Below are 13,079 nucleotides of genomic sequence, written 5' to 3'. Positions count from 1 at the left end.
GCGGAAAAATCATGGCTTACCGTCATACTTATTCGTAACACTGTTACCGTGCATTTGCTGTAAGGAGTCGACCCGTGACCGAACAGACTAAACCTGAAGAAACTACTAAACAAACTACCCCAAAGCCGCATGCGCCGTCGCCTGCAAACTTTGCTAACAAGGCTCGCGTTGTTGCTGCGGTTCCAACTATCTCGTATAGCGACGAAGATGTTAAAACCGCTAAAACCTTTGGGCGAGTTGATGAAAATGGAAACGTTTATGTTCGTGAAGGAGCTGACGAACGCGAAGTAGGTCAGTATTCTACTGGTACTCCAGAGGATGCTTTGACTTTCTACGTACATCGTTATCTTGACTTAAAGATCAAGCTTGATCTCTTCGAAAAAAGACTTGAATCGTCTAATGTGAGACCTAAGGAAATTGATGAGACTTTAGCTACTTTAGAGGCGGATCTTAAGGAACCATCGGTAGTTGGAGACATCGCTGCTTTGAATGCTCGACACGCCGAATTGCAAGCTAAGGCTGCGTCTAAAAAAGAAGAACTTGCAAAAGCTCGCAAAGATGAATTAGATAAAGCTCTTAAAGAACGTACTGCTATTGTTGAACAGGCAGAAACGTTAGTTGCTCAAATAGGTGATTCTACAAATTGGCGCTCGCTTTCAGATAAGCTTCGTTCCCTGTTTGACAAGTGGCAGCAACATCAGCGCACTACGATTCATCTCAATAAGGCGGATGCTGACGCTTTGTGGCAGCGATTTTCTAAAGCTCGTTCTGCTTTCACTCAAGCACGCAACGCTTGGGTTAAGGAGCGTGATACTGAAAGAAATACTGCTAAAGAAATTAAGGAAGCCATTATTGCTGAAGCTGAAAGCTTGAAGGAATCAACTAAATGGCGTGAGACTTCTATGAAGTTTAATGCTTTGATGGATCGCTGGAAGAAGGCTGGAAATGCTGGTCGTCAGCACGACGATGAGTTATGGGCTAAGTTCCGTGAAGCTGCAGACACATTCTATCATGCTCGTCAAGAAGATAGAGAAAAGATGAATGCTGGTGAAAAAGAAAATCTTTCCAAGAAGGAAGCTTTGCTTGTTAAGGCAGAAGCTCTTCTTCCTGTTAAAGATGAAGAAGCAGCAAAAGCAGCTCGCAAAGCATTATCTGAGATTCAAGAAGAATGGGACAAGATTGGTTTTGTTCCACGCGAAGATATGCGCAGAATTGAATCCCGCTTAAATGATGTGGATAAGAAGATTAAGGCTGTTGAAGATGCTGCTTGGAAAGATGCTGACCCAGAGGCAGACGCTCGTAAGTCTAGTTTTGCTACGCAATTGAAGGCTCAGCTCGAGGAGCTTGATTCTAAAATTGCAAGTGAAAAAGATGCAAAGCGTAAGGCTAAGCTTCAGGCTGAAAAAGCTACAAAAGAACAATGGTTGAATGCTATTAAGTAATTAATCATTAATCATTTAAATATGGGGTTACTTAAAAATTAAGTAACCCCATATTTAATAGTTTTATTTAACAGTTTCCATTAAAGCTTTAGCAAGTTGAATAAAGGTGTTAGCTAATTGTGAATTAGCTAGGCTTCCATCCTTTTTAAGAACCGCAGGTCTGCCAGACTCTCCAATTTCTCTAATACTCGTATCTAATGGAATTTGTGCTAAAAGAGGCACATTCTTACCAAGAGCTTTACAAAGCTGGTCACTAACGCGTTTTCCGCCACCTGAACCAAAGATTTCCAAGCGCGCTCCATTATTTTCAAACCAACTCATATTTTCTACAACTCCACGCACATTAACTGGAATTTGCAACGCCATAAGACCTGCTCTAACGGCAACATCTGAAGCACTAGGCTGAGGAGTTGTAACAACCACAAGCTCCACATTAGGCAATGATTGAGTAACAGCCAGAGCCATATCTCCAGTTCCAGGCGCCAAATCTAAAAGAAGCACATCTGGGTCTGCCCACCAAACGTCGCAAAGAAACTGTTCAAGAGAACGTTGCAAGCGAGGACCACGCCACAAAATCGCACGATCTGTTCCAGCAAACATTCCAATAGAAATCAGTTTAACTCCCCAAGCTTCCACTGGCATAAGCATGCCATTCAAATTAGTAGGCTGACTTGTAACACCAAACATACGCGGTAGAGAAAATCCATAAACGTCTGCATCTATTGCTGCTGTTTTGTATCCAAGAGCCGCGAAAGTGGCTGCTAAATTGGCAGTTATGGAAGACTTTCCAACTCCCCCTTTTCCAGATGCTATAGCAAAAATTCTTGTTTTAACGCCATTTTTATTAAAAGGATTTTCTTTACGTTCCTCTTTCAAATCCGAAACAAGTTTTGCAAGCTTATCCTTACTCATAGCGCTTATATTTACGTGAGGAACAAGATTTGCATTAGGATATTTTTTTACAGCTGATTGAATTCTCTGTGTAATTACTTGTGCTAGAGGACAATCTGGAACAGTAAGTTCTATGCTTATAGTCACATCATAAGTTGGATAAGAATTATCAAAATCGCATACACTAGTGACATTTTGTTTTCCACTTACGTGTATGCCAGTTACCATATTTAGTTCAGTAACTGAACGACCTAATTCTGGATCAATAACACTTCCTAATAGATCGTAAATGCGAGTTTCGAGTTCAATAGTGCTGCTCATTTTTAACTTTTACGATTCGTTCTTAAAATCAAGTTCGTATTTGCTATCTAGAGCAGATTCAATACTGCCAGTATTAAGCAAAATCTTAAATTGATTCTCATCTAGCATAGGTATACCAAGTTCTTCTGCTTTAGTGGCTTTAGAACCAGCATTTTCTCCTACAATAACGCAATACGTCTTTTTGCTAACAGAAGAGGCTGCTTTTCCTCCCCTAGAAGAAATAGCTTCTTTAGCTGAATCTCTGGTAAAGCCTTCTAATGATCCTGTAACAACAACCGTTTTGCCACTAAGAGTCTGTTCGATACTGTCCGCATTAGAAGAGTCAGAAGATCCAACTACTCCGGCTTCATTCCATTTACGTAAAACTTCACTACGCCAATCTTGAGGATTCTTCGATTTTTCAAACCAATCGTATACAGCTTGAGCAATTTCTGGACCAACTCCATCAATTTGTGTTAAATCTTCAACAGATGCTTTAGAAATATTCTCAATTGAACCAAATCTTGCCGCTATTAGTCTTGCTGTAGGCGGACCAAGTCTACGAATAGACAAAGCCACTAGCACACGCCAAAGTGTTGCAGACTTACCCTTTTGAACTATTTCTTCTAACATTGCTCTTGTTGTTTCGCTTGGACGAGTGTATTCAGGAACACTCACTGTTTGAAGAACATTATTTTTACGAATTTTCTTTTCAACTAACCTTATTACATAAGCGTCAGAAGGAACTTCAAATATTGGGTAATCTGGATTTAAAGATTCCTTAAGCTCATCACTGTTGGAATCATCATTGGATTTTCTTCTTGTAGCTTCTAAAGGTCTAGTCCAGAATGCAGAAACCTGTCTCCACAATCCAGATCCGCCTATTTTTTTAGTTCTTTTCTTTAATTTTCCGTCTTTTCCTAATTCTTTCCATTCTTCAACAAGAGGTATTTCTTTCCAAACTTTAATATTTCGCAAATCGGCTGCAGTAATGTTAAAAATATCCGCTTCGCTTCTTATAACAGGCTCTTGAGATTTTGGAAGATCAAACACAGATTCTGGAATAGTTGGTTGCAAAGAAGATCCGCGCTGAATTACTATTTTGTCAATATCAGGATGATAGACCTCTGCAGTTGTAGGTCTAGAATCTTCTGGATTTGTTAAAGCTAGTGCAGAAGATTCTCCAAGATTTTCAATGTCGAATGCGTGCCTCGATGCAAGATTAATTATTCTCTCTGTTAATTGTGCTGGGCAGTTTTCTACATTTGGACAACGAATATCCTTGTCTCCCTCTTTAGCAGGTGCAAGCTTAGATCCGCATGATGGGCAATACTCTGGCATAACAAATTTGCGTAATTTGCTTTCATTTCCATCCCTATACTTTAGTACTGGACCAACTAATTCTGGTATAACATCGCCAGCTTTACGAACAACAACAGTATCGCCTATAAGCACACCTTTATGCTCAACTTCGTAAGGATTATGCAATGTTGTGCGCGATATTGTAGATCCTGCAACAGTTACTGGGTCCAAAACAGCAACAGGAGTGACTCTACCTGTTCTTCCTACTTGAACAACAATGTCTTTAAGAACAGTATTTACTTCTTCTGGAGGATACTTGTACGCAATTGCCCATCTTGGTGCTCTAGATGTAGACCCTAGTTCTCTTTGCAAAGCACGATCGTCTACTTTAACTACAATTCCATCTAAGGCATGAATAATAGAGTTTCTGTGTTCTCCATAGTATTCAATCATATCTTCTATTTGTTCAAAAGACGTAACTTTGCGAGTATAAGGAGATACGGGTATCCCCCATTTTTTATACAGCTCGTATGCGTCCGACTGATTAAACGATGTTTGCTTATGTGATTTATGCTCAGAATCATTTTTTACTGAATCTTTCCACTTTAAATCACCTAATCCATGCGCTATAAAGCTTAATCTTCTTGTTGCAGTGATTCTAGGATCCTTTTGTCTTAAAGACCCTGCAGCAGCGTTTCTTGGATTAGCAAAAGCAGGCTTTCCTAAATCTTCTTGCTCAATATTCAGCTTTCTAAAATCCGCCCATTTCATAAAAACTTCACCACGAATTTCCACAAATTCTGGAATATCGTCTGAATTTTCGCATTTAAGCTGAGTCGGTATTTCTTCGATTGTTCTTACATTCAGAGATATGTCTTCTCCAGTAACGCCATCTCCTCGAGTTAGCCCTTGTTCCAAAGTTCCATTTCTGTATATGAGATTTAACGCAAGTCCATCAATTTTTACTTCGCATGTCATTGGCAATGGCTTATTTTGGGGCCATTTTAAATCGCGAATAATGCTATCGTACCAAGATTTTAGCTCTTCTAATGAGAATACATCGTCTAAACTCATCATTCTTGATGGATGTTTAACTGACGCAAAATCGTTCGAAAAAGTTCCACCAACTCTATGTGTTGGTGATTGAGGCGTATCTAATATTGGGAATGTAGATTCTAGTGAGCTTAAAACTCGCATTCTTGTGTCATAAGCAGCGTCAGAACTACTTGGTGAATCATCAACATAATAAGCTATCTGATCTGATTGAGCCCAAGCAGCTAATTTTGCCCATAATCTAGCAGCTTGCTCGCTTGTTAAAAGTGAAGGTTCTAGCTTAGATAATGCAATAGCGTCTACATCTGTTGGCTCTAATTTAGAAATCCAATCATTAAAATCTGTAGTTGAACTAAACTCGTGTGATGTGTTAGATGTATTGTTCTCGCCTGGCTCATGAACATTTTGGTTTTGATTATCGACTTTGCTGATGCTTGAAGATAATGAATCGTTGTTAACACTTGATTTATCAGTATTTAGCGAATCATCAAAATCGTCGAAAAGAGATAATTGTTCTCCAACTGCGTGTGACGACTTATCGCTATTAGACGCAATCATAAGCTTTCCCTTCAAAACCTTTTAACTATCCTATCTACCAGACAGGAGTCAATAACTGATTATAATTACTATTTAATAAGAGTTGTTTATGAGTTAAGCGAGCGCAAAAACTGCATTTGAACAACGTTATCTGATGAATTGTTGCTGAACAGCATTCTTGCTCTTGCAACGGAAAGCGTTCGTGCAATAACAAACATTCCCTCGTTTACTGTTATTTTTGCGGCTTCATCTATAATCTCATAAGCTTCAACATCTGGCCATTTTGGAACATTGTTTATTTTTAAAACTTCTTCTACTTGAGACATATCATTAGGAGCTGGAATGCACTGTGACTGCATACGGCTCAGTAATTCATCAAGCTCTATTTCAATAGACTCAATTTTTCCAGAAGATAAATTGTCTGCCATTTTATATGCTGCTACAGCAAGAGGGAAATTATCTTGCATCCACTCTGCGTAAGCAAGTCTGTAATATATAAAAGCAGCGTCTTCTCTATCAAAGCACACTGGTAATGCGTTTAGACACACTGCTTCTACGGAAGTCCAATCTTCTTTCTCTGTAAGCTGTGAAGCTAACTTGAGATGAGAAATAACATATGTTGGAGCGTATGAAACCATTGTGTTTAAGTGTTTTAGTGCATCCTCATGCCTGTTGAGTTGAGTTAGTAAGTCTGCTAACTCCATATGCGCGTAAAAAAGACCATCTGGTATAAGTATCATACGTTCATTTTGGGTTGCAAATATTCGATTGTAGACAACTCGCTCTGCGTAGGAATTAAAGTATCTTGGTACAACATCGTTGAAGGAAAACATGGAATCGAAATGTTTTACTGCATTTTCGTATTCTTCGATGGCATTTTCCAAGTCTCCACTCATAAATTGCTCATGAGCATGAAGTCTCATATTATAAATATCTTTTGAAACTTTAAAAGATATTTCGGGTATTTCTTTTTCGTCTATTAAAGCGCTTGTTATAAGATTTGCTTTCTCATTTAATTCTGGATCGTCAATACTTTCCACAATATCCATTGCCATACGAGCTTTTTCTGCATTAGATATCATTACTTCTGACGATATGTGATGAAAATCCGCAACAGCCTGTTGTAATAAATCTTCTCTTTGAATTGAAAGACCTTTAGAGTTGGTAGTACCTAATGTTTTTTGAGATTTGATGTCAAAAATTACATCTGAAAACTCAGGTTCCTCCTGTGCTCCATGAGGAGAAAAACAACTATCTCTCAGATCAAAGCTTGGTTCAATCGGGTTTAATGCGCCTTCTTCATCTATTTTCATATTTGCGTTAAATTTTTTGTATGCGCCAAGAGGATTATTCAACCCATTTGCACGAATATGTTTTATAAAAGATTCACGATTGAATGTGACTGTCAATAAAGACTTTACAGTTGGGTATTTGCTAAAAGCATCCATAGGATTAGGTTCAATAGGATCTGATCCAATATCGTTCGTATTGCTATCACTAATCTCAGTATCACTGTAGCTATCACTAGAATTTATCGATTTGCTACTGGTGGCTTTATTACTACTATCAGGCACAGTCACTTCATCTTCGTGAAGAATAGTATGATTAGTGAAGTTTTGTAAATCTTGCACATTCGCTAGTCCGTTATTAACATCTCCATGAATATCTCCATCTTTAGGATCGCCTTTAGAACGAGCTGCCTCACGATTCATATTATTCAAAGCATTAATTGTTTGATTTAGGATTTTACTCATAGCATCATCTTGAGCAGCAACCATTTCTTCTAAGCCTATTGAATCTAATCTTATAGATACATTCTGTACTTCTTCACTTGCTCCAAATGCAAGGGTTGCCATGATTATTCCAAGTCGAAGATTGTAATCAGTTGTCATACGAGACTTATCTGCATTAGTTAAAGTAATCCATTTTTGGTTAGCAGAATCAAATCTTCTAGTCGGCATCATCGAACTGCCAGTTGCCATAAATGCTAATGCAACATTACCGTCTTCTAGATTAGAGCGAAAATCAGTATCAAACCTAAATGGTAAATAAAGACTTCTAATTAATCCAGATAATCTTTGTCTATAAGACCATTCGCAATTAGAAGATCCATCTGACTTGTAAATATAAAGGTCGTTAGATTTTTTTGCAGTATTCCACAAGTGCATTAATGGGCGAATATTGTCGTCTTGTAAAGGATTACCAAAACTATTCATATCCAATTCGCCGTTAGCACAAAACGCTGGATCTTCTATAAACGATAAATCTATTTCAGATATTTGACCAAAGTTTACAGAATTTTCCGTTAAATTACCGCCATTAGCGCAATTTTCTTCTAAACAACTACTAATGGACTGGAAACGGTTAATAGCACCTTCTATTCGCAATACTTTCAACGCAGCTTTTGCTTCTAAAGAATCATCCCATACTAGGAAATTAGCGTCTGAAACTTGCGACTTTTGCAAATGTAAGCGTTCTGCTCCATGAACAGCTTCAAGCGGACCACTATGTTCTAAAGCGCCAGAATCTAACATAAGATAAGCAAAATATTTTTCCATTGACGAAACACGCAAACCTGCTTTTTCCGCCACTTTTGAATCCATAATGCTTCTTCTAATAGCTCCAAGAGGGGCTTCCTTTGTAAGACGCCTAAAAATATTGCCAGATCCGAAACCGCTAAACGCTCTAGTTATATCTGGAATAAAGAACGATGCAAAGAAAGATGTTGAAATAGCATCGCAGTATGAAAGATTGCAACGGAGTCTGTCAGGAAGCAAAACTCTAGTTTCTTCAAGAGTATATGCTTCTTTTTTGTCATTAACTTTACGAATCCAAGATGATACCCATTGCATGCCTTCATCTTGTGATAGCTGAACAACTACATCTCCTCTTATAACAACTAAATCAGATTCACGATTATTTTTATTGATTGAATTTACTTTTTTACGCGCATGACTCGCATGAGTAATTTTCCTATCATCAACACCATAGAAACGTAACGAATCTTTAAGAGTCATAGAATTTTGTTCTACAAAAGATAACTCTGGTATTCTTTCCATCGTATCTTCAATAGAAATGTCATGTCCTGTATAAACACGACCTTCAAAATCTGCAACAGCAAGCTGACGAAAACGTTTGCAATCATCATTGAATAATCCAATAGCTATACCATGTTTTTTCCCAGAAAGTTTAATCCAACCTAACTTTACGTTTTTTGGCATCATTGGAAAATCTTTAAAAATATGCTTTTTAGAAAATATCCTAACTGGAATAGATTCTCTATTTTCCCACAATGTTTTAATGGTTTCCTGCACAATCTGCATACTATCATCTGCAATATCTGAGCGATTTTTTTCACTACTTTCGGCAGAATCTATTTTCTTGCTAGATTGCACTTCGTCTTGCATATTCCTCGTTCTTTCGTTTTAAAGCCAACTACTATTTTCGTAAAACCCGTAAAACTAAATATTTAAGTGATTTCCATACGTGTTGCATTTATTCTTACTCAAACATTTTAAGTATAGCTGATTATCGGTTCGAAAAACACAATTAGAAGTAGAATATGTTTTAACTCTTTTAGAACAAAATCAAATTATATTTCATTTCAATCTTGTTTTAATCTAACATGTGAATGCTTTAATTGCTTTTAAAGTTTAAAAATATAAATTTTATTAACTTCACTTATGCAAATTCACGCATGCACCAGAAATAATCTTAGCTAAACCGTCCATAATTTGATCCACTGGAGAAGCTGCTCTCCAGTTTAAATACAGCGAACGATATGGTTTTGGATCTTTAAACTCGCGAATTGTTAATCCTGATGGCTGAACAATTGGAGGAAGAATAGAAAGACGCGGAAGCAAAGTCACATCTTTACTTCCAACAACCATGTATCGTAAGGTTTCCAAAGACGTAGCATAAAATTCAGACTGTTTTGCACCAACTTTTTGACATACATCTATCATGCTTCTACGCATGCAATGACCATCTTCTAAAAGTAGCACTTTTTGGCTAGACAATTGCGAAACATCAATCGGAGTTTTTTCATGACCAAACTGCGAATTTGTAGAAGCAGCCAATAAAAAGTCCTCGTCAAAAATATGTTTTACTTTCAAAGAAGATTCATTTAATTGCTCGCTTAATATTGCACCATCAATCTGACCACTATGCAACATTTCTACAAGGCTAGCAGACTTTTCTTCAACAAATCGAATATTAAAATTCGGCTTAACTTTATGCAAAACTGGCATTATTCTTGGCAAAAGATAAGGGCATAATGTTGGAAAAACGCCTAAAACTATAGTAGATGACCATGGGTCTTCTAATCGCCTTGCTGCTTGATAAATACTTGAAACGTCTGCATGAATACGCTTTGCATAATACACGACTTCTCTGCCTGCTGGAGTTAGAATTTGCTTTCCAGGAGTTCTTTCAATAAGACAAACGCCAAGCAAATCTTCTAACTTTTTAATTTGCGTAGACAACGTTGGTTGAGAAACGTGCATACGTTCAGCTGCTTTTGTAAAACTTTCCTCTTTTGCAAAAGCAATTAAGTATTCAAGTGATTTAATGTTCACGTAATCATCTTTCTTATTAAAAGTAGTAAGAATATAATATATATAAATTTTAAGTATTAAAAGCTTATGCGTTAAAAGTTAATCTAGTTTTACACATTTCTAATTAGATAGTCAAATGCACTAAGAGCCGCGTTTGCTCCAGATCCATATGCTGTAACAATTTGCTTATAAGGCTCATCTGTGCAATCGCCAGCAGCAAAAATGCCACGAACACTCGTGCATCCTTTTCTATCTGTTACGATTTCCGAACGATTATTTAAGCTTAGTTTGTCTGAAATCCACTTAGTATTTGGCATTAAACCAATTTGAACAAACACGCCGTCTGTGTGCAAAATTTTCTCACTGTTTTCACCATTAGCATTGCGATCTTTATAACGTACTGCAATAACCTTTGTTCCGTCTCCTTCTATAGAACTAAGAGCAGCACCTGTTATTACAGTAGTATTAGAAAGATTATTTAGAGCATTAACTAATATTTGATCTGCTTTAAGCGTGTTCATATACTCGATTAGCGTAACGTGATTTGCAACACCTGCTAAGTCTATTGCAGCTTCTACTCCAGAATTTCCTCCGCCAACAACTACAACATTCTTATTTTTAAACAATGGACCATCACAATGCGGGCAGAACGACACTCCCTTGTTTCTATATTCGTCTTCCCCAGGAATGCCAAGTGTTCTCCATGTAGCGCCTGTTGCAATAATTACTGCTTTGGCTTTTAAGCTTCCGCCAGATTTAGTGTTAATCGTGTGCAATCCGTATGATTCTTCAGCAATATCTAAAGATGTAGCCCAATCGGGAGTAAATACGTCAATGTCATATTGAGCAATGTGGTTTGTTAAATCGTTAGCAAGCTTTGCGCCTGTTGTGTGCGTTTGCGAAATATGATTTTCTATGCTTTCAGTTTCAACAACTTGACCGCCTCTGTGGTCCATAATCATTGCTGTTTTAAGGCCTTTTCTAGCTGTGTAAATCGCGGCTGCACTTGCAGCAGGACCCCCACCTACAAGAATAACGTCGTACGGATTTTTGGCGTTCATTTTTTGCGCTAATGAATAATCGCCAGAAACCTTAGAATTGCTTGAATCGCTATTTTCCTCTTGACTTAAAAGAATCGCAACTAATTCGTCTATAGATGATCTTCCAGAAGAAATCATCTTTCCGTTTTCAAAAACTGCAGGAACACTCATTACGCCAAGAGCATCTACCTCGTCTTTAAAAGCGCTTCCTTCTACAGCAATATGTTTTACTTTAGGATTAATAATCGAAATTGTATTAAGCGATTGAACAACCTCTGGGCAATTAATGCAAGTAACAGACATGTATGTTGTAACTTCATGACTTCCAATGCTCAAAATTGCTTTGCGCTGATCGTCGTTTATTTTTGGAGCGTAACCGCTTACTTGTAAAATAGCCAAAACTAGAGAGCTAAACTCGTGTCCAAGAGGTAAACCAGCAAAGCTTACAGACACATTAGTTTGTGGATTAAGTACTGCGAAACTTGGTTTGCGATTTACGCGACTTTTATCACCTTCTATAACAGTGATTTTGCTGCTTTGATCTGCTACTTCATTTAAAAGCTCAATAACTTTTTGAGAATTTTTACTACTATCAACATATGCAACAAGATTAATAGGATTAACCATTTTTGTTAGTAATCCAGCAAGTTGAGTAGTTAAGTTTGAATCCAATAAAGACATTATTTTCACTTTCTATTCTTAAGTAGCAGATCTTTAGCAGTAAATTAATTATTAGAAAATCAGACTTTTAAAAAATCAGATTTTCCCAACCAAGTCAATAGATGGAGCAAGTGTTTCTTCTCCCTGCTCCCACTTTGCTGGACATACTTCTCCTGGATGGGCTGCAATAAATTGAGCAGCTTTAACTTTGCGAAGCATCTCATCTGCATTTCTGCCGATTCCATCTGCTGTCATCTCGTAGAATTGAATATTTCCTTGAGGATCAACCAAGAATGTTGCACGGTGAGCTAAACCAGATTCCTCATTCAAAGCATTAAAGTTTTTAGAGAGCGCGCCGTTTGGATCTCCAAGCATTGTGTATTTTACTTTTGCAATAGCTTTAGAGTCATCGTGCCAAGCTTTGTGAACAAAATGAGTGTCTGTTGAAACAGAATAAACTTCTACGCCTAATTTTTGAAGATCTTCGTAGTGATTTGCAAGATCTTCAAGCTCTGTTGGGCACACAAACGAAAAGTCTGCTGGATAGAAGAAGAATATAGCCCACTTTCCAAGAACATCATTATCGCTTACTTCTACAAATTCCCCATTCTTATATCCGTTTACTTTAAACGGAAGAATATGCGTACCAATAAGGCTCATAACAACTCCAATCTTTAATTGTTTATTTAAAAAATTTTCATTTCTTGCAATTAGCAATATTTTGACCTATTTGCTAAATCTAATTATTTAGAATCAGAATTCAGCATTAAAATCATGATAGATTATTTATATCAAAAAGACTATATGTATAGACAACATCTATAGCGCTAGATGTCGTATATCAATAACTCTTTAATAAATTTATATTTTCATAAAACAAATATGACTAAAACAAACTAAAAAAAAATATAACAAAAGCAGAAGAAAAAAAAATGGAGCGGACAACGGGACTCGAACCCGCGGTCTCAACCTTGGCAAGGTTGCGCTTTACCAACTAAGCTATGTCCGCAAACAAAATGTCATAATAGCCTGATTTCTTTATAAATGCAAGTTATGAGTAAAAATAAAAATTTATAGTGATTTTTCTGCAATATACATGCAATTTTACGGAGTGTTGAATAAAAGAAAAATATTGATTACGATAATTATTATCATTAAGCCATAAATTTTTATAAAATTTTTCTTAAAATGTGATTTTTATCATGAAAAATCGTAAAAATAATGTAGAATAAAAGATAGCTTTTACCAAACAGGTAAAAGAAACCAAAAAGGTAATGTTTTTCAAAGATGAAGCATAG

General features: G+C 37.0%; 7 protein-coding genes and 1 tRNA gene. 1 reads left to right on the top strand and 7 read right to left on the bottom strand.

The window, feature by feature from the left end; translation table 11 throughout:
- Positions 1 to 74: 74 nt before the first annotated feature.
- Entirely contained in the window at positions 75 to 1,442 is a 1,368-nt protein-coding gene (locus tag HXT55_RS03700; protein WP_004111602.1) for a DUF349 domain-containing protein, read from the top strand.
- Positions 1,443 to 1,505: 63 nt separating this feature from the next.
- Here HXT55_RS03700 and HXT55_RS03695 read toward each other — a convergent pair whose 3' ends face one another.
- The 7 genes from HXT55_RS03695 to HXT55_RS03665 form a co-directional block, all read right to left on the bottom strand.
- The gene (locus HXT55_RS03695; RefSeq protein ID WP_421792500.1) at positions 1,506 to 2,654 is read right to left on the bottom strand and encodes an Mrp/NBP35 family ATP-binding protein; all 1,149 of its coding nucleotides are present in this window, start codon (positions 2,652 to 2,654) and stop codon (positions 1,506 to 1,508) included.
- A gap of 9 nt (positions 2,655 to 2,663) precedes the next feature.
- A complete protein-coding gene (gene ligA / locus HXT55_RS03690; RefSeq protein ID WP_285084947.1) occupies positions 2,664 to 5,546 on the bottom strand; it encodes an NAD-dependent DNA ligase LigA in 2,883 nt (960 codons plus the stop codon).
- Positions 5,547 to 5,632: 86 nt separating this feature from the next.
- The gene (locus HXT55_RS03685) at positions 5,633 to 8,932 is read right to left on the bottom strand and encodes a tetratricopeptide repeat protein (RefSeq protein WP_410310705.1); all 3,300 of its coding nucleotides are present in this window, start codon (positions 8,930 to 8,932) and stop codon (positions 5,633 to 5,635) included.
- Positions 8,933 to 9,202: 270 nt separating this feature from the next.
- Positions 9,203 to 10,102 (bottom strand): LysR substrate-binding domain-containing protein, encoded by a 900-nt coding sequence (locus HXT55_RS03680; RefSeq protein ID WP_421792498.1) that lies wholly within the window; start codon positions 10,100 to 10,102, stop codon positions 9,203 to 9,205.
- An 89-nt stretch (positions 10,103 to 10,191) separates the two neighbouring features.
- A complete protein-coding gene (ahpF, locus tag HXT55_RS03675) occupies positions 10,192 to 11,802 on the bottom strand; it encodes an alkyl hydroperoxide reductase subunit F (RefSeq protein ID WP_421792496.1) in 1,611 nt (536 codons plus the stop codon).
- Between the two features lie 75 nt (positions 11,803 to 11,877).
- A complete protein-coding gene (gene ahpC, locus HXT55_RS03670; RefSeq protein ID WP_004115062.1) occupies positions 11,878 to 12,441 on the bottom strand; it encodes an alkyl hydroperoxide reductase subunit C in 564 nt (187 codons plus the stop codon).
- Positions 12,442 to 12,714: 273 nt separating this feature from the next.
- A tRNA-Gly gene (locus tag HXT55_RS03665) sits at positions 12,715 to 12,790 on the bottom strand.
- Positions 12,791 to 13,079: the final 289 nt, after the last annotated feature.

Source organism: Gardnerella sp. KA00718 (assembly GCF_049244285.1).
In the GTDB taxonomy this organism is placed as follows: Bacteria; Actinomycetota; Actinomycetes; order Actinomycetales; family Bifidobacteriaceae; genus Bifidobacterium; species Bifidobacterium vaginale.
This window is presented reverse-complemented; position numbering and strand designations above follow the sequence as displayed.

Coding starts and splice junctions, on each gene's coding strand:
- HXT55_RS03695 (WP_421792500.1), bottom strand. CDS start 2,654: ATGAGCAGCACTATTGAACTCGAAACTCGCATTTACGATCTATTAGGA.
- ligA (WP_285084947.1), bottom strand. CDS start 5,546: ATGATTGCGTCTAATAGCGATAAGTCGTCACACGCAGTTGGAGAACAA.
- HXT55_RS03685 (WP_410310705.1), bottom strand. CDS start 8,932: ATGCAAGACGAAGTGCAATCTAGCAAGAAAATAGATTCTGCCGAAAGT.
- ahpF (WP_421792496.1), bottom strand. CDS start 11,802: ATGTCTTTATTGGATTCAAACTTAACTACTCAACTTGCTGGATTACTA.
- ahpC (WP_004115062.1), bottom strand. CDS start 12,441: ATGAGCCTTATTGGTACGCATATTCTTCCGTTTAAAGTAAACGGATAT.